Below are 17,953 nucleotides of genomic sequence, written 5' to 3' on the forward strand. Positions count from 1 at the left end.
AAGAGAAGATAGAGGGTTGAGTAATTATTGTTCTTGCTCGTAGTAGTTCAATTCAACACAAGTTCTGGCTGTTGAGTCTTAAATAAAGGACGAGTTACTTGACGGATCAGCACTGTTTCTAAACTGCATTCTATTACATTTTCTGCTTCTATTTCTAACTCGTCCCACAACAATCGCTCTCCTTGATTTGGGAGTTTACCCAAATGGTGAATCATGAATCCAGCTATGGTTTGATAAGCGTCGCTAATTGGTAGTTTTAATCCCAGTTGTTTGTTGAGTTCTGTCACTTCCCATCCCCCAGAAATCAGTGCTGAATGTGCGTCTTTTTGGACGATAGTTGCCTGGGAAGGTGATAGGAGAGGTGGAGACTGATGGCGGGTAATTCCACCTGTCAGCAGCCGTACATTAGCGTTGAGAATTGCCAGCAGCGGCCACAGCAAGTTGGAGCAGATTTTTAGGGGACGGATCAGCAGTAAAGCGGTGCGTTCTGGGGCGTGGGATGCTAATACTTTGGGGATGAGTTCTCCTAAGACTATCTCTATGTATGTTACTAAGATGAAAGCTACTGGAACTGCGATCGCATGAGCAGTCAGCATAGCAGGTAAATGACCTAGAGGCAATTTGTCAATCCACGGTTCTATCCAGTGTACGGTTGCTCCCTCGCCCAGCCAACCTAAGAGCAAACTCCCTGCTGTTGTGCCGGTTTGGGTGACGGATAAGTAATGGGGGATGTCATTTTGAGCTTGGTGGACGAGTTGGGCTGCTTTAGCGGTTTTTGGAGAGTCGGACAACTGCGCGAGTTGGCGGATTTGATGCTTGTCTGCTGATACTAATGCCAATTCTGATGCCACGAAAAAGGCGATTAAGAGAGTTAAGCCCAGCAACATCGCTAATCTCAACAGTGTTTCGGCCACTTCTATTTCTAGGCAAGTAAGGTTGTTCAAAATAGATATCTAATATGATAGATGTTTTAGGTTAATTCTTTTATTTTAGCTGGCAATTTAGATAGGTCTATTACTACACATTTCGGATATCCGCACTAAGCTGTATTCGTAAGTGTTCACTGTACATCTTGCCAGTGAAACTTGTCAAATCTTTCTCTTCTCTTCCTTTGCGCCCTTTGCGTCTTCGCGGTTCGTTCAAAACACAGAAAAAAGGTAATTTGCCGATCCATAAATCTATCTTGTGGCGGATGCCAAAAGACTTTTGACTTCGTAAAATCTGCTTGTGAACAATAAGTAGATTAAACTAAATACCGTGAACTTAAAAACAGTCTTATCGCTACTCAAACAAACTTTTACTGAATGGCAAGAAGATAAAGCGCCCACCCTAGCAGCAGCCCTAGCGTACTACACGGTGTTTTCTCTCGCTCCGCTGCTAATTATCGTGATTGCGATCGCGGGTTTAGTCTTTGGTGCCGACGCTGCCCAAGGCCAAATCGTCGCCCAACTCCAAAGTTTAATCGGCAAAGATGGTGCCCAAACCGTCCAAGACTTGATCGTCAAAGCCTCCGAACCTAAATCGGGAATGATTGCTACCTTAGTTGGCGTTGCTACACTTTTGTGGGGCGCTTCCAACGTTTTTACTAATCTTAAAGAAGCTCTCAATACTATTTGGAATGTTAAACCAGCCCCCGGACGAGGGGTCTGGGGCTTCTTGCAAGACCGCGTATTGTCTTTTGCGATGATTTTAGGTATCGGCTTTTTACTGCTCGTCTCTTTGGTAATTAGCGCCCTTTTAGCAGCCGTTAGCTATTGGTTGAATGGCTTGCTGCACTTGCCTGTCGGCATTTGGCAAATTGTGGACTTTGCCATTTCTTTTGGTGTCGTCACGCTGCTTTTTGCCTTAATTTACAAACTATTGCCCGATGTTAATCTGGCTTGGAACGATGTTTGGATTGGTGCTGCGATCACTTCTGTGTTGTTTACGATCGGCAAATCCCTAATTGGAATTTACCTCGGAGGTAGCGGTATCGCCTCTACCTACGGTGCTGCTGGCTCCTTCGTGATTATCTTACTTTGGATCAATTATTCGGCTCAGATACTATTTTTAGGTGCTGAGTTTACTCAAGTTTGGGCTAACCGCTACGGTTCGCTGATGCAGGCAAAACGCCAGCATTTGCTCAACAACCAAGATCGAGAATCCTCGCCACACTCTGAGCGCAAGAGGTCTTAATTCTTAATATGAGAGCCGAAAAAAAGCGATCGATGGCTACCTTGAAACCGATGTCAGTTGGGATAGTCTGGCCTTAGTCATCACTAAATTTTCGACTGAATGCGATCGCCAAATTTACTAATAAACTTGACCTAACGAACACTTAGTAGTATCACTGGATCTGGTTGAAGCCTTTTTATCTTGATCCCTGTCCCTACTCTTGGGTGATGACGGAAAAATTTGAGGTTTTCGTCAGTCCCAATTTCCACTGCCGAACCAATCCCCAATCCATTGACAGGGATATTTCAACCAGAACTGATATCAGGAGGTACTTTTGTACTCACCAGAACATCTGGGAAGCCATCTGCTCCCTATGTCCGACCAGGAGCTAATTCGTCTGTGGGTAAAGCGCCAATCCCCCCGCCATCGGCGCTTTAGCTGGCAGGCTGCCAATTATTTTAGAGCGTTTGTAGAAAAACCGCTGGCACAAGTTAGTCTCACAGATATCCACACTTTCGCCGCTGCCATGAGAGCTCGGAAACTTGCACCCCGTTTCTACAAGCAAACCTTGGTAGCGCTGAAATCGCTGTTCGCCTTCGGCCAGCAAACCGGAATTTTGTCCGCCACACTCCCCCTTTATGGGTGGCCGGTTGTGGGCCGGCATCGCTTCAAACGCCTGCGTTTTCAACTGTCTTGGGGTTTCTTAATCTGTTTGTGCTTTTTCTTCGGTCGAATGACTCCCCGACTGTGGAGACAATCTATCTTGGCAGAAACTTCGCCCACCCCAAAACGTCTGCCATCCGTTGCAGCCATCGATTCACCAAACCAAGAAGACAATAGCAGCGGGGATGATCCGGAGCCCGAAACACCAACACGAAATTCACTAGACGAAGAAGAGGATAGCATCGGGCGCGATCGTCGAGTCAAAGCGTTTCTGGACACGATTGCCACTGCCGAAGGCACAGCTACTCCCGATGGCTACCGCACGCAGTACACAGGCACTAAATTTGCCAGCTTTCAAGATCATCCCAGAGAAATGAGGTGTGGCCGCCGCTACGGCAAAAAACTTTGTTCCGATGCAGCAGGGCGATATCAGTTTCTCAGTACCACTTGGGACAGGTTCGCCAAAAAATTTGGTCTCAAGGATTTCAGCCCGGAAAATCAAGACCTTGTAGCTGTAGAGTTAATCCGAGAAAAAGGTGCCTTAGAAGATATAGAAGCGGGTCGATTGGAACCAGCAGTCAGAAAACTCGCTTACATCTGGCCTTCTTTTCGGCGTTTTGGCGGTTCTGTGGAATCCTCGATGCCGAAACTAGAAGCAATGTATCAGCAAAATTTGGAGATTTATCGCCCAGGATTGGCTGTTACGAATAACCAATAACCAATAACTATTTATGCTAATTTTCCATCTTCCATATTAATAATGCGATCGGCAATATCCAAAATTCGGTTATCGTGGGTAACTAACAGAATGGTACAACCCTGCTCTTTGGCCAGTTTCTGCATCAAATTCACCACTTCGCGACCAGATTTGCTGTCCAGGGCGGCTGTGGGCTCGTCAGCTAACACAATTTGCGGGTGACTGACTAATGCACGGGCGATCGCAACTCTTTGTTTCTGTCCCCCTGACAAGTCATCTGGATAATAGTTAATCCGCTGTTCCAGTCCTACTAAATCTAGCATTTTTGCAGAGCGATCGCGCATTTCGGAACGCGACAAATTGCCGTGAACTTCCAAACCCATTTGCACGTTTTGCAGTGCGGTCAAACTGCGGTGCAAGTTGTGCGCCTGAAAAATATAGCCAATTTTGCGCCGCGTCTTAACCAATTTATCTGGGCTGGCATTGCACATTTCTTGACCGAGAATTTTGAGACTTCCAGATTGACCAGAACGCAGTCCGCCAATCAAGGTTAAAAGTGTGGTTTTTCCAGAACCAGAAGGCCCGGTCATCAGGACAATTTCGCCTCCATTGATTTCTATGTTAATATCAAAAAGTACCTGTTTTCGCAGTTGACCTTGACCGAAGTAGTGGTCTAGTTTGTGCATGGAAATTACAGGTTCTGAAATGGGTAACTTGTTGGTTGTGGGGTTGACAAGAGTGGATTTCATGAGTTAAAGATTCGGATTTTTTTAACCACAGAGGGCGCAGAGAACACAGAGAGATATCAGAGAGATCCGAAATGCAGATTAAAAAATGTCTGCGGGGTCGGCTGCTTGCAGTTTGCGAGTGGCAATAGTTCCTGAAATACTGCACATGACCGTGTTTAAAATCAATACTGTAATTGCCCGAATTATGGTCATATACATGGGTAGATTTGTGGCTTTACGAGTTAAAGAGTAGAGACCTAAAGAGACTCCTAAACCCGGTAAAAAACCGATAATTGAAAGAATTATAGCTTCTTCAAAAACAATGCCGAGCAAGTAAATATTGCGGTATCCCATTGCTTTAAAAGTCGCGTATTCTGCCATGTGGTCGCTGACATCGGTGGAGAGAACTTGATAAACAATAATGACACCAACTACAAAACCCATGGCGACACCTAAGTTAAATACAAAGCCGACAGCAGTATTTTTAGCCCAATAATTTTTCTCGAATTCTATAAATTCTGCTTTGGTCAATACCTTGACATCCGGTGGCAAATATGCTTTTAAAACTTGTTGAACTTGTACTGGATCGGCACCGACTTGCAATTGAATTAATCCGGCATTAACACTCCCGGCATTTTGTTTGGGAAACAAGCGTAGGTAATTTTGATCGCTGGTGATTAAAGCTCCATCGGCCGCAAAAGATGCTCCAATGCTAAATAAGCTGTCGATCGTAATCGTGCGTCGATCGATCTCAGTTTTCACAATTTTTCCCTGATTGATTTGGGCGATCGCATCTTGATAGTCTCCCCTGGAAGCTCGGTCAAATAACACCGTATCCGGCAATTTAATCGAGTTCAAGTTTTGGTTGACTTCCGGCAGGGAAAAAGCAGGGCGATCGGGATCGAAGCCCACCACCATAATAGACGTTTCGCGACCTGTGGCCGGGACTTTCCAGTTAGCAAGTTTGACATAAAGCGGATCGGCCGATCGCACGCCCGGTACATTCATAGCCTGATATAATCTGCGCCTGGGGAAAGAAGACAAATTCAGTAAATTACGACCTTGGGGACTGACCAAAACTAAATCAGTTTGCAAAGTTTGGTGCAGGCGCGTATTGCTACTGTAAAGCGCATTTTGGAAGCCCAACTGCATGAACATCAAAATGTCAGCAAAGGCAATTCCCGCTATAGCTACGGCCATTCGCCCTTTGTCATGACTCAGTTGCAGCCATCCCAGAGGAGTTCTGTTTCTTAACTGTTGTAATGGTTTGATTAGTCCAAGCATAGGATTTTGAATTTTAGATTTTGGATTTTGGATTGAAGAAAACAACTCTCTATTCTCTTCCTCTGCGCTCTCTGCGCTCTCTGTGGTTTAAAAATTCTTAATCCTTAATTTCCACCGATCGCCACCTTGACTTGTAAATTAGTCAATCCAGCGACTTTCTGACTAGAAACTGCATCCAAACGCACCTTCACTTCCACAATTCGAGCGTCAATATTGGCAGAAGGATCGGTATTAACAATGTTTTGCCGCTGCACTTGTAAGCCGATATGTTCAACAGTTCCCTGCAATTGGCCCTGGAAAGAATCGCTAGTAATTTTAGCCGGCTGTCCAATTCGTACCTTATCCACATCGCTTTGGTAGATTTCAGCCACAGCCAACATCTCGCGAGTTTGTCCGAGTTCGACAATCCCGTCATTCCCCACTTTTTCCCCTGGATATGTGTGAATTTTCAGGACTTGCGCGTCTCTGGGAGAGCGGATGTAAGCTAGAGCTAGATTAGCTTTGGCTTGTTTGGCGGCGGAAGTGGCGGAACTAACTTCGGCGCTGGCGGCTTCCACGTCTACGGGGCGAACTTCGGAAATGCGATCGAGATTTGCTACGGCTTCATTAATCTGTTGTTGTCGAGATTGCTGAATTTGGCTGAGTTTGGCTTGGGCTTCGTTAATCTGCTGCTGGCGGGATTGTTGAATTTGGCTGAGTTTGGCTTGGGCTTCGTTAATCTGCTGCTGGCGAGATTGCTGAATTTGATTCAGTTTTGCCTTTCCTTCGTTTAGTTGTTGTTGGGCTGTTTCGGTGGCTAGTTTTTTGCTGTCGCTGGTGGAAGCGGAGATTGCTCCTTCTTGGTACAGTTGCGAGTAGCGCTGATACTCGCTGCTAGCGTTGCGAAGTTCGGCTTCTAGACGGGAAATCGCGGCTTTTTGGGTTTGAATTTCCCCAAGCTGTTCCGCCCTGATGCGCGCCATGGTGGCTTGTTGCGCTGCTATTTCGGTGCTGCGATCGACTTCTGTGCGGGAAACGATCGCCTGTTGTGCTGTGATTTCGTTGGTGCGATCGGCTTCTAAACGGCCAATGGTGGCTTTCTGGGCTTGGATTTCGCCGTTTTTGGCTCCTGCTTTGACTTTTGCTAGATTTGCCTGGGCGACGCGCACTTGTTCTTGAGCTTGGTCGTAGGCTGCTTGCAGACGATCGCGACTGTCGAGAATGGCGATCGTTTCACCTGTTTTCACCCTGTCTCCCTCTTTAACTAAGAGTCGATCGATCCGGTTTCCTTCGGCGGAACCGGAAGCAGAGACTTTAATTACTTCTCCTTTGGGTTCCAGTCGCCCCAAGGCTGTCACTGTGGTTAATTGCGCTGCTGTCGTCGCTGCTGTCGCTGCTACTGCATTGGGATCGGGTTGGCGCGATCGCCACATCGTGTAACCTGTCGTTCCCCCAGCCGCCAGGGTGGCTGCTGCGGCCACTATTAGCAGTTGCTTAACTAGAGATGGATTTGAGGATAAGCTGTCTGCGGTTGGTTGATGTACCATGACACGCCTCTTTTTTTTGGGTACAAAACTAAACGGTTTAGTTCTTTTATGTTTCAAGACTAAACCGTTCAGTATAATAATGTCAAGAGCCCAAGCAAAAATTACAAAAACCAACAATGGCAAAGACAAAACCGATAGAACCAGACGCAAGCATAGGAGGTGACAAGAGCGAGCAAATCCTCCAAGGTGCGATGCAAGAATTTTTAACCCACGGCTATGCGGGCACGAGTATGGACAAGGTAGCGAAGACGGGGGGAGTTTCCAAAGCCACGGTTTACAGCTATTTTCAAGACAAAGAGGGATTGTTTGCGGCCTTGATTCAACGGCTAGCGGCAGAAAAGTTAGTTTATTTTCCGGTACCTGAAACTGAACCGGCGATCGCCCTGCGATTCATTGCTACGACTTTACTAGATCAAGCCACTCACGAACCTCATTTTCTCACCTTCGTGAGGTTAGTGATTGCTGAATCAGGGCGTTTTCCCCAGCTAGCCCAGATATTTGTGAAAAACCTAGCGAAACCGGGGATTGAGCGACTTACTCAATATTTGGCATCTCGCCCGGAGTTGCAATTAGCCGATCCTGAAGCCACAGCGCGGATTTTTATTGGATCTTTGGTGTATTTCCAGTTAACGCAGGATATGATGCACGGCAAAGAAATTATACCAATGGAGCGCGATCGACTGATCGAGGGCTTGATGCAGTTGATTTTGCGATCGTAATCAAATTCTTAGAGCTTTAGATACCCGACTTCTTGAAGAAATCGGGTATCTAAGTTTTCTGTTTTTTTAGTCAGATATAGCAATCCTAAATCATTTGTGAATTTCTTACTCCCTCCCCTTAATAAGGGGAGGGTTGGGGTGGGGTAAAAAACTTTACGACTCCTGCAAGGACTGCTATATAGCAATCCTAAATCATTTGTGAATTTCTTACTCCCTCCCCTTAATAAGGGGAGGGTTGGGGTGGGGTAAAAAAGTTTACGACTCCTGCAAGGACTGCTATATTTTCCCTAACCTTTCCCTCAATTCAGCATCCGATAACTGTGGCAGTTGTTCAGCAAACAATGTCAATTCTGCGATCGGCAACGCCAATAAATTAGTCACCGCCTGTGGCAAAATATCCTCCAAGTTTGTAACGGACATTTTCAAGGTACTTTCAGCTAACAAATTCACCGCTTGTTCCCGCCCAGCTTCATCAACTGTCAGCATCGATATTGCTAGCAACAAAACGGTAAATTCCGCAGCAGACAACTTCGAGATTGGAGATAAAAGAGCAGTCATTTTCGGGCTCAATTCTCCAAATCTGACTCGCAGAAAATTTTCTAAGATTAACCGCTGTTGTTCTTGTCTGCCACGTTCTAGTCCTTGTTCTAGTCCTTGTTCTAGTCCTTGTTCTAGCCCTTGTTCTAGCCCTTGTTCTAGTCCTTGTTCTAGTCCCTCTTCTCTAGCTTGTTGTTGTGCTGCTTGTATTTGTTGTTGAAAAAGTGGTGCGATGGTCATAATTAACTCCCGCTCTTCTGGCTCTAATTCCTGTGGGATGTCGGCTACTAAATGTGATTGTAGACGATATAGCAATTCTAACGCAGTAATCCGCAACGGATTGTCTGTTGCTAAAACGCTCAATTCGGCGATCGCCCTTTGCTGTACTTTCCCTTTCCCCAAAATCCTCAACCACAAGGTTTCTGGTGTTTCTGGCAACTGGTGGATCACCACAATTGCCGATTCCCAATGCCCCGGAAAAAAATAGATTCCTTCAACCCAATTTTGCGGGTTGGGTATCGCAGCAAAACCCTCTAACAATGCTTTCGATGCTGTCGGTGTCAAAATCCACAGTCTGGGCAAATCAGCATCATCATAGGGAGTATTTTTTCTTTTTGCCCCCCGCTGCAATTCACCTCGCAAATTCCATAGCTTAATGACACAGCTAATAGCCTCGGCAACATTTACTGGATTGCGAAATGGTTCAAAAATTGCAGTCATGCTTGCCATTTTTCCCAACAATCCCAGATTTTCTGAGTATTCGGGAATTGCGGTACCTGGAGTGAAGTAAACATCGATTTCTCGGACCTCGGAAGTCACATCACGACCGATATTAACTGTGCCGATGGGTGACAGCAGTTCTTCCAGGAATTCTTTGGCAAAGCGATCGTGAATGAATCGCGTCATAGAAATTAGAATTAATTTTTGTGACTGAATTGTAACATACTGGCGCGATATTTATTGTTAATTTTCACTTCAAACATTAAATAAATTTTTGAGCCTTTTCCTTACCCACTCAACAGGACTCTCATCATCTTCTGCCGCATCTACCAGTTGCATTTCTCGCAGTTCCTGTTGTCTCTCGCTGAGTTCTTCTTTATGTTTGACTATTTCTTGAATAATTTGTTCGTATAAATCCGGTCGTTCCGTTAAAACCTTTTGGAAACCTTCTTTATTAATCGCAAACAAAATTGTTTCTTCCAAAGCCCTCACTGAAGCAGTTCTGGGGATTCCTAACATCAAAGAAAGTTCCCCAAAAAACTTGCCAGTAGTGAGATTATTTAAGTGTTTATCAATCGCTTCCACAAAAACTTCCACTGACCCAGAAAGAATCATATAAAAAGCATCTCCGGGGTCGTTTTCCCGGAACAAAAATTCTTGTGGGCGTAGACGCTGGCGGTATCCAACTTCTATCAATTGTCGTAATTCAATATCCGTGAGATGTTCAAAATATGTCACTTCTCGCAGCAAACCGCTTAGGGACGACGGCTTTTTTATTCCCTTGGGCAGAATTGGCATTTTGGGACTATTTACCACGACAGGATTTGGGTTATTTACACTTTCATTTTTGTGGAATACCGACCAAATGAATTCAGGATTTTTTAAATATAAATCTCTGTCATTGGACGGAAAATCGATTCCCTGCTGACGGAAATTGTACTCAATGGCAAAATTTAAAGAACTTTTAATAACTTCTCGATCCGTTGGTCTGTCAGTCCAAACTAAAAGTTCAAATTTAAAGCAATCATCCCCAAACTCAACAAAGAATACCTTCGGATTTGGTTCGGACAAAACACCTGCTTCAGCGTAAGCAATCTCTAACAGAGTTTCTGTAACTAACAGCGGGTCGCTATTCTCCGATACTTCTATGGAAAGTCGCAGACAAAGTAGCGGATTTTGGTAACTCCAGTTAACAATTTTGTTGCTAATCATCTTACTATTAGGAACTATGACGCTGGAGTCGTCATTAGTTTTGATAATAGTCGAGCGAATAGATATTTTTTTGACTATTCCCATTAATCCTTCTAATTCCACGAAGTCTCCGACTTTGACAGGTCTGTCTAAAAGCAACGTCAGCCCGCTGACAAAGTTGGTTGTCAAATCCTGAATTCCGAAGCCAATACCCACTCCCAATCCCCCCGCAACCACAGCAAAGGAAGCGAGGTTAAATCCGATTCCTTGGATCGAAATAACCACGCCAAAAGCTACGATTAAATAGCGAATAATTACGGAAATTGCTTCCCGGTTGCCTTCGTCTATTCCCAGTTTTAAGAGCAACCTTTCTTTGAGAAAAGTTGTAAATCCTTGGGAAATGATTAAAACGATTATAAATGATATAATCAATTCTATCAGTGACCGTAGAGAGACGGGATTATCGCCGATTTGAAATAGAGTAGATGTAAAGACTTGAGAAATACCTATCAACAATTCTTCGGGGATCGTATTCACTTTTAACTTAGAAAAAATGGGGTATTTTAGTAGTAAGGACTTTAGTCCTAGGTCCCAAGCTGGATAAAAAAGGACTGAAGTTATTACTACCAAGTTTTGATACAATTTAAATGCTCACTAGGAACTTTTTTTGATTTCTCGTCGAGTGCACGGACGACAAGGAGTACCCATGCAAACAAAGCCGGCGGGCATATTTTTAAAGACACTGCTACGAGCTCCAATTAAAGCGTTAGCACCGATTTCCACACCAGGACCAATGAAACAGTCGGTGGCAATCCAAACGCCATGATTAATGATAACAGATGCTGCGATTAACCCAAAGGCTGGGTCTTCGGGGTCATGACTACCAGTGCAGAGGTAGCTTTTTTGAGATATGACGCAGTGTTTGCCGATCGCAATTCGATCCAAACTATACAAAACCACATCATCTCCGATCCAACTGTAATCCCCGATTTCAATTTTCCAAGGATAGGTAAAACGGGCTGTAGGGCGAATAATCACACCAAAACCTATTTTGGCTCCAAACAAGCGCAACAGCCACCTTCTAAGACCATTCACAGGGTGTGGAGTTAACGGAAAAGCGATCGCCTGGACGAACCACCAAAGCAAAATTACCCAACCAGGTCTTCCGCGATCGAACTTTGATTGATCGTACTTCCGTAAATCAACTAAAGATTCCCCTGTGAAAATATTTGGTTGGTTGTCGCTAATTGAATGATAATTGATTTCAGAATTTGGGGAATTTGCGATCGGCTCTTGCGGTTCCGGGTCGGGACTTGGCGTATAATGAGTCATCTAATGTTTAATTGAAAATCAAGTTTAACTTTAAGGATTGCTCAATGACATTTCCAGTTAGGGACAATTTTAACTTTCCAAACACCAAGAATCTCGGCCCAGGGGAAAATCCCAATCCCAGAAATCCCAAAGTGCGGCTTCTACAAACAGCTTTCGTACTACTTAGTAGCTTTTTCGTAGCAGAGTTAATCGCCGCCATCAACTCTCACAGTTTGTCCCTATTAGCAGATGCCGGTCACGTTTTTTCAGATGTAGCAGCTTTAGCAATAACTTTAACCGCCGCTTGGTACTCGTCAGTTAAAAGAAGTAAATCAGTGGATTGTGCGATCGCCTCTTCCCCAATTCCCGATCGCCCAGAAATCATTGCCGCTTTAATTAATAGTATCAGTTTAGTGGCGATCGCTCTATGGATTGGCGCCGAATCCATCGCCCGTTTGCTGTCCCCAACCCCGGAAGTCGAAGGACTCCCGATGTTAATTACCGCCATAGTCGGTTTAAGCATCAATTCCATCAACGCTTGCTGCTTGCATTCCTGCTGTCACGGCGACTTGAACCTCAAAAGCGCCTTTCTCCACGCCGTTGCCGATATATTTTCGTCGGTGGGAGTAATTTTAGCGGCGATCGCCGTAGCGTGGCTGCACTGGAATTGGGCTGACGGCTTAATTAGCTTGCTAGTATCGGTATCAATTATTTTATTAACTCTACCATTGCTAATAGAAAGCATCCAATTGCTGCTAGGAAATGTATCAGCAATATCCGCAATTCAAGAACCTTGTGATTGCGAAAGAGTGAGCGCCGAAAAATTGCTATTTCCATCCCTCGAAGAACTAATAAAATGATGTCTCGACCTCTGCGTTCATCAGCGTTTATCCGCCAACATCTGCGGTTAAGATCCAAAGTATAAAAGATAGCTATATAATGAAAATAGAACCGAGCAAAATCAAAGTTATGTCAACTACACCAAAAACGGAGGAAAAAAGACAATGGATTTAGAGCAAGCAGTTTTAGATAAATTGCGGGAATTACCCCCGAATCACCAGCAAGAAGTTTTAGACTTTGCTGAATTTCTTCATCAAAAAAACATTCTCAAGCGACCTCTGAAAAGCGTCAAAGGAATGTGGGCTCATTTAGATATGGATATCACCGAAGAAGATATTGCCCAAGCTAGAAAAGAAATGTGGGGAAATTTTCCGAGAGGGGATATTTAATGACCGCCGTTGTCGCCGACACTCATACAATTATCTGGTATTTGCGGGAGACTGCTCGATTATCGCAAGCAGCAATGACTGCTTTGGATACAGCATTAGCAGGAGGCTATTCGATTTATGTGTCCGCGATTTCTGTGGTAGAATTAGGTTATTTAGTGGAAAGGTATCGATTGCCCGAAGAGGCATTTGAGCAATTAATTAATGCCTTATCCGATCCGGGGACTGGTTTAGCCATCGCCCCCTTGGATTTAATAACAGCGCAAACTCTGCGTCAGATTCCCCGCGATGTGGTGCCAGATATGCCAGATAGGATTATTGCAGCCACTGCTTTATCTTTAAGTCTTCCGTTAGTCACCCGCGACGCGAAAATTCAAGCGTTAACAACTATTCAGACAATTTGGTGATTATGAGTGGAATTTACCATGCAAGAAACTGAGTGGGAGTTTGCGGAAATCTGGGCTGATACTCTGATATCTCCTCCTTATATCCTGATGTTAGTTAAGGAAAATTCAGGGAGATTTTGCATCCATAATCCCGCACAAAACTATAAAGTTATTTTTACCAGTGACAATTATGAAGCTGCTAAAATGTGGCTGCTAGAGGATGAGTATGAGCGTTTGAATAGTCGCATTTTACAAGAAGTATAAACATAGCAAAAAACCCGTTTCTGGCCACTCGCGCACCATCCAAGAAACCGGCTTTTCCCCATCTCTTCGCCTGTCACGAAATATTCTCGCAAGCCGTTGTTTTTTCGTTGGATTTACGTTAGGATATAGTAAAGAGGTGAAACTATGCAAATTACAAATAAAAAATTTAGGTTGCGAAGCGGTGCAAATTGGACATCATTTGAGAAGTTTCGTTTGAAGGGCGCAGAAGCACTCAGTTCGATCGCCAATGGTGTCATTGCTACCCTCCAGACAAAAACAGGACAGTACCGCATTATTGAGGAAAATGACTTTCAAGCAATGTATGGACTAGCTCGTGATGTCGATCGGCTAAGGGGAGGATTGCGTATCGTCATCTTGGCTGTGCGGGCGGCACAAAAACACCCCGATCCAGAGAATCTAAATCTACTTGCTGAAGCAGTTGCTATGCTGGGAGATCTGCCTGAACTTCCAACCCGCAATAGCTTTGATCGATTAGTTCCAGAGAATTTCGACTTGGATGAGGATTAAAAATATAGCATGGTAAGTACGAAAGAACCGAAAATGTAATGTATAATTTAGCATAATTAATCGGAGGTTGTCATGCTGAGTATAGAATTGGACAAGGAAACAGAAGTGTATTTAGTAGAAATTTTGGGAAGGGAGAAAACTACCAGCGATGAATTGATTAAACGCTTAGTTAAAGAACGCTGGCTGAGTTTGCAACCGCGTCAAACTATTGTAGAAAGACGTGGGGGACATCCTGAACATCTGTTAGAAGATGCGCCGCCTGATTTATCAGAACGGGCAAATCGGAAAAAAGCGATCGAAGCTTATTTGCAGAAAAGACATCCTCAATATCATCCGCAATGACTTATCATCCCATAATTATTGTAGATAGTGGAGTTCTAGTAGCTTAAACGATAGCCAATATAAAAATCTCATTGAGAATTCTTACTCGCCGTTTCTGGGATACGAAGAGATTAGTGTAGAACAAGCACAAGCCCTGGTTTGGGGCGCGATCGCTTATTCCAAAATATTAGGCTTTGAACCGCATCGCGATTTCGAGCAGTCGAAGGCTCATCTAGGAGAATTAACCAGCGAAATCGGCTTGAAATTCGGTCGCAATGGAAAACCTTTTTATGTTGAAGGGCCTTACGATAATACAACGAAAATTATCAATACGCTTAAAAAGTCTGTGGGAGACGGTAATTTCGATTACTTGTTCGGGATTGGGTAGAAATTGATATGGTTCCGCGCGATCGAAGAAACCGGGTTTTTTCCCAAATCTTCGCGTGTAACAAATATCCTGCGAAAAACCCGGTTTCTGGCCACTCACCCACGCACAACCAAAGAAACCGGGTTTTTTCCCAAATCTTCGCGTGTAACAAATATCCTGCGAAAAACCCGGTTTCTGGCCACCCACCAATCATGATAAAATAAATATCGGTGTTATTCACAACTCCCCACAATGGAAGAAAACCGCATCGCAGCCTACGAGCAATTAATTCACACCCTGCTGAATTGCCCCAAGGTCGATGAACCCCAGATATTACAAGATAACTCAGAATTATTGGATCGCGGATTTCTGGAAACTTGCGAGTCAGTAGCGGCAAAGTTGGCAGCACAAGGAGGCGAAAATGGCGCGAATTTCCTCCGAAATCTGGCCAGTCAGCTAGGGCAATTAATCGATATGAACGATGACGGAGATCGCAATAACTCTGAAGGTGAAAATCCCCAAGAGTATGCCAACTTTATCCTAGAATTATTGAAAGCAGAAGTAGCTAGTAATAGCGATATTAAAGTCATTTACCCCATCCTCGCTGAACGGCAACATCTCCTCAATGCCCGTTTTGCCGAGACTTTACAGCAAGTAGCCCAGAGGTTACTTGATGACGAAAATGCAGAAACAATTAGCTCAATTGTCCGCCACATTGAAAATTTGAGTATTGACATTTATCAATTTCCCGGTGGGAATAGAGCAAATAATATTGAAATTGCCATTACTGGTTATCAAATAGTTTTAAATAATCGGGAACCGGGAAGCGAAGACTTTGCTAGAACTCAATATAACCTAGCTAATGCCTACAGAAACAGAATCAACGGTTCGCGGGCGGATAATCTGGAACAGGCGATCGCATTTTATAAGGCTGCTTTAACAGTTCGTACCCTTGAGGATTTCCCTGAAGATTGGGCACTGACTCAAAATAACCTAGCTGCTGCCTACAGTGACAGAATCAACGGTTCGCGGGCGGATAATCTGGAACGGGCGATCGCATTTTATCAGGCTGCTTTAACAGTTCGTACCATTGAGAATTTCCCTGAAGATTGGGCAATGACTCAAAATAACCTAGCTAGTGCCTACAGTGACAGAATCAACGGTTCGCGGGCGGATAATCTGGAACGGGCGATCGCATTTTATTACGCTGCTTTAATAATTTATACCCTTGAGGATTTCCCTGAACAATGGGCAACGACTCAAAATAACCTAGCTAATGCCTACATTAAGAGAATCAACGGTTCGCGGGCGGATAATCTGGAACGGGCGATCGCATTTTATGACGCTGCTTTAACAGTTAGTACCCTTGAGGATTTCCCTGAAGATTGGGCCGAGACTCAAAATAATCTAGCTATTGCTTACAGTGACAGAATCAACGGTTCGCGGGCGGATAATCTGGAACGGGCGATCGGCTTTTTTAACGCAGCTTTAATAGTTCGTACCCTTAAGAATTTTCCTCAAAATTGGGCACAGACTCAACATAACCTAGCTATTACCCACCGTAACAGAATCAACGGTTCGCGGGCGGATAATCTGGAACGGGCGATCGGCTTTTATGAGGCTGCTTTAACAGTCTATACCCTTAAGAATTTCCCTGAAGATTGGGCAAATACTCAAAATAACCTAGCTAATGCCTACAGTGACAGAATCAACGGTTCGCGGGCGGATAATCTGGAACGGGCGATCGGCTTTTATGAGGCTGCTTTAACAGTTTATACCCTTGAGGATTTCCCATTAGACAACGCACAAACCTTAAATAACCTGGGCTGGGCTTATCTAGCAAAACTAGACTACATCAACCGAAAAAAACCAGAAGACACAAACCAAAAATCAGCAACTCTCCAAAGTGCCTATGATACCTTTAAAAATGCCATACTCAGAGCCTCCAAATTACGAGAATTAGAATCGGGAGATGAAACCAAGCAAAAACACGATTTGGAGTGGGATAGGCTCTACAGAGGCATGGTGCAAGTATGCCTCGATCGCAAAAGCAACCAAGAAGCACTCTTATATGCCGAAGCCAACAAAGCCCGCAACCTTGCCGAAGTCATCGCCCAAAAACAGGACACCACCCAAGTCCTAAAGCCCATTACTTTCACCGAAATTACCCAACTCCTCACCCCAGACACCGCCCTAATAGAGTGGTACATCACCGACGCAGAAATCATCACCTTTGTCCTCACTTACCCCGACGTGCTGACAGTGCATCGCAATCCTCAATGCGCTGAATTAATCGATTTAGTTAACGACTACCGGGCAGACTACAAACAAAGCAAAACCCACTGGCAAACCAAACTCTCCGACTATCTCCAGCGTCTTGCCGAAATCCTCCAAATCACCACAATTCTGCCCTCAGAAAGTACCCGCTTAATCCTAATTCCCCACTGGTTGCTGCACCTGTTCCCCCTCCACGCCCTACCCCTAACCGACGACGAATTCTTGTTAGATAGATTCACCCAAGGGATTCAATACAGCCCCAGTTGCCAACTCCTGCAACAGATTACAATCCACCCGAATTTTGACCAACTCCTCGCCCTGCAAAACCCCACCTCGGATCTTCCCTACACCGATTTGGAAGTCGCCAGTATCGCCCCCAAATTCGCGATTAGTCAAATTCTTCCGGGCTCACAAGCGAGTAAAACTAATCTTTTGGAACGGTATTTAGAGGATTTAGAAAATGCTCATTGCGCGCATTTTTCGTGTCACGGTTCGTTTAATGCTGATGAGCCGCTGAAGTCGTTTTTGATTTTGTCAGGGGGTATTATTGAAGAACCCCCCCAGCCCCCCTTGGTAAGGGGGGAGCAAGAGGTTCTCAAAGTCCCCCTTCTTAAGGGGGATTTAGGGGGATCGAATTTAGGGGAGCAACAAGAGCTCAAAGCGCCCCTTGTTGAGCCTGAAGAACCCCCCCAGCCCCCCTTGGTAAGGGGGGAGCAAGATGTTCTCAAAGTCCCCCTTCTTAAGGGGGATTTAGGGGGATCGAATTTAGGTGAGCAACAAGAGCTCAAAGCGCCCCTTGTCGAACCCGGAGATCCCCCCCAGCCCCCCTTCTTAAGGGGGGAGCAAGATGTTCTCAAAGTCCCCCTTCTTAAGGGGGATTTAGGGGGATCGGATTTAGGTGAGCAAGAAGAGCTCAAAGCGCCCCTTGTCGAACCCGGAGATCCCCCCCAGCCCCCCTTCTTAAGGGGGGAGCAAGATGTTCTCAAAGTCCCCCTTCTTAAGGGGGATTTAGGGGGATCGGATTTAGGGGAGCAACAAGAGCTCAAAGCGCCCC

The 17,953-nt window shown here is 44.9% G+C and carries 17 protein-coding genes; 10 read left to right on the top strand and 7 right to left on the bottom strand.

What is annotated here, in order from left to right; translation table 11 throughout:
* Positions 1–47: 47 nt before the first annotated feature.
* Positions 48–944, bottom strand: a complete 897-nt coding sequence (locus ACBR23_RS21205; RefSeq protein WP_371115894.1) for a CNNM domain-containing protein — start codon at positions 942–944, stop codon at positions 48–50.
* A 313-nt stretch (positions 945–1,257) separates the two neighbouring features.
* On the opposite strand from ACBR23_RS21205, the gene ACBR23_RS21210 reads away from it, so the two are divergent.
* Together ACBR23_RS21210 and ACBR23_RS21215 are read left to right on the top strand one after the other, a co-directional pair.
* On the top strand, positions 1,258–2,175 hold the full coding sequence (locus ACBR23_RS21210; RefSeq protein WP_371120146.1) for a YihY/virulence factor BrkB family protein: 918 nt from the start codon (positions 1,258–1,260) through the stop codon (positions 2,173–2,175).
* Positions 2,176–2,527: 352 nt separating this feature from the next.
* Positions 2,528–3,535, top strand: coding sequence for a glycoside hydrolase family 24 (locus ACBR23_RS21215; protein ID WP_371120145.1), 1,008 nt, complete (start codon positions 2,528–2,530; stop codon positions 3,533–3,535).
* Positions 3,536–3,546: 11 nt separating this feature from the next.
* On the opposite strand, the gene ACBR23_RS21220 is transcribed toward ACBR23_RS21215, so the two are convergent.
* The 3 genes from ACBR23_RS21220 to ACBR23_RS21230 form a co-directional block, all read right to left on the bottom strand.
* Entirely contained in the window at positions 3,547–4,263 is a 717-nt protein-coding gene (locus ACBR23_RS21220; protein ID WP_371120144.1) for a DevA family ABC transporter ATP-binding protein, read from the bottom strand.
* 78 nt (positions 4,264–4,341) lie between these two features.
* Positions 4,342–5,526, bottom strand: coding sequence for an ABC transporter permease DevC (gene devC / locus ACBR23_RS21225; RefSeq protein WP_371120143.1), 1,185 nt, complete (start codon positions 5,524–5,526; stop codon positions 4,342–4,344).
* 104 nt (positions 5,527–5,630) lie between these two features.
* On the bottom strand, positions 5,631–7,052 hold the full coding sequence (locus tag ACBR23_RS21230; protein ID WP_371115890.1) for an HlyD family efflux transporter periplasmic adaptor subunit: 1,422 nt from the start codon (positions 7,050–7,052) through the stop codon (positions 5,631–5,633).
* A gap of 116 nt (positions 7,053–7,168) precedes the next feature.
* Between ACBR23_RS21230 and ACBR23_RS21235 the strand changes: the two genes are divergently transcribed.
* Complete coding sequence (locus ACBR23_RS21235) at positions 7,169–7,771, top strand: TetR/AcrR family transcriptional regulator (protein WP_371115889.1); 603 nt, start codon at positions 7,169–7,171, stop codon at positions 7,769–7,771.
* Positions 7,772–8,047: 276 nt separating this feature from the next.
* Here ACBR23_RS21235 and ACBR23_RS21240 read toward each other — a convergent pair whose 3' ends face one another.
* The 3 genes from ACBR23_RS21240 to hpsU all read right to left on the bottom strand — a co-directional run bounded on the left by ACBR23_RS21240 (position 8,048) and on the right by hpsU (position 11,551).
* On the bottom strand, positions 8,048–9,214 hold the full coding sequence (locus ACBR23_RS21240) for a flagellar assembly protein H (RefSeq protein ID WP_371118147.1): 1,167 nt from the start codon (positions 9,212–9,214) through the stop codon (positions 8,048–8,050).
* A gap of 69 nt (positions 9,215–9,283) precedes the next feature.
* Positions 9,284–10,756, bottom strand: a complete 1,473-nt coding sequence (locus tag ACBR23_RS21245) for a mechanosensitive ion channel domain-containing protein (RefSeq protein WP_371118148.1) — start codon at positions 10,754–10,756, stop codon at positions 9,284–9,286.
* A gap of 117 nt (positions 10,757–10,873) precedes the next feature.
* Complete coding sequence (gene hpsU / locus ACBR23_RS21250; protein WP_371118149.1) at positions 10,874–11,551, bottom strand: hormogonium polysaccharide biosynthesis acetyltransferase HpsU; 678 nt, start codon at positions 11,549–11,551, stop codon at positions 10,874–10,876.
* A gap of 44 nt (positions 11,552–11,595) precedes the next feature.
* Between hpsU and ACBR23_RS21255 the strand changes: the two genes are divergently transcribed.
* From ACBR23_RS21255 to ACBR23_RS21285, 7 genes are all read left to right on the top strand, one after another.
* Positions 11,596–12,390, top strand: a complete 795-nt coding sequence (locus ACBR23_RS21255; protein WP_371118150.1) for a cation diffusion facilitator family transporter — start codon at positions 11,596–11,598, stop codon at positions 12,388–12,390.
* Between the two features lie 144 nt (positions 12,391–12,534).
* The gene (locus ACBR23_RS21260) at positions 12,535–12,759 is read left to right on the top strand and encodes a DUF2281 domain-containing protein (RefSeq protein ID WP_293178750.1); all 225 of its coding nucleotides are present in this window, start codon (positions 12,535–12,537) and stop codon (positions 12,757–12,759) included.
* Positions 12,759–13,163 carry a type II toxin-antitoxin system VapC family toxin gene (locus ACBR23_RS21265; RefSeq protein WP_371118151.1) on the top strand — a complete coding sequence of 135 codons (405 nt, stop codon included), beginning with the start codon at positions 12,759–12,761 and terminating at the stop codon, positions 13,161–13,163. Before ACBR23_RS21260 ends, ACBR23_RS21265 begins: the two co-directional genes overlap by 1 nt.
* Positions 13,164–13,181: 18 nt before the next feature.
* Positions 13,182–13,406 carry a hypothetical protein gene (locus ACBR23_RS21270; protein WP_371120142.1) on the top strand — a complete coding sequence of 75 codons (225 nt, stop codon included), beginning with the start codon at positions 13,182–13,184 and terminating at the stop codon, positions 13,404–13,406.
* A gap of 144 nt (positions 13,407–13,550) precedes the next feature.
* On the top strand, positions 13,551–13,934 hold the full coding sequence (locus tag ACBR23_RS21275; RefSeq protein ID WP_371120141.1) for a hypothetical protein: 384 nt from the start codon (positions 13,551–13,553) through the stop codon (positions 13,932–13,934).
* 72 nt (positions 13,935–14,006) lie between these two features.
* Positions 14,007–14,276: a hypothetical protein gene (locus tag ACBR23_RS21280; protein ID WP_371118154.1), complete on the top strand. Its 270-nt coding sequence runs from the start codon at positions 14,007–14,009 to the stop codon at positions 14,274–14,276.
* 598 nt (positions 14,277–14,874) lie between these two features.
* A partial coding sequence (locus ACBR23_RS21285) for a tetratricopeptide repeat protein (RefSeq protein ID WP_371125677.1) occupies positions 14,875–17,953 on the top strand: 3,079 nt, incomplete at its 3' end.

The sequence above is a fragment of the Microcoleus sp. genome (assembly GCF_041354475.1).
GTDB lineage: Bacteria > Cyanobacteriota > Cyanobacteriia > Cyanobacteriales > Microcoleaceae > Microcoleus.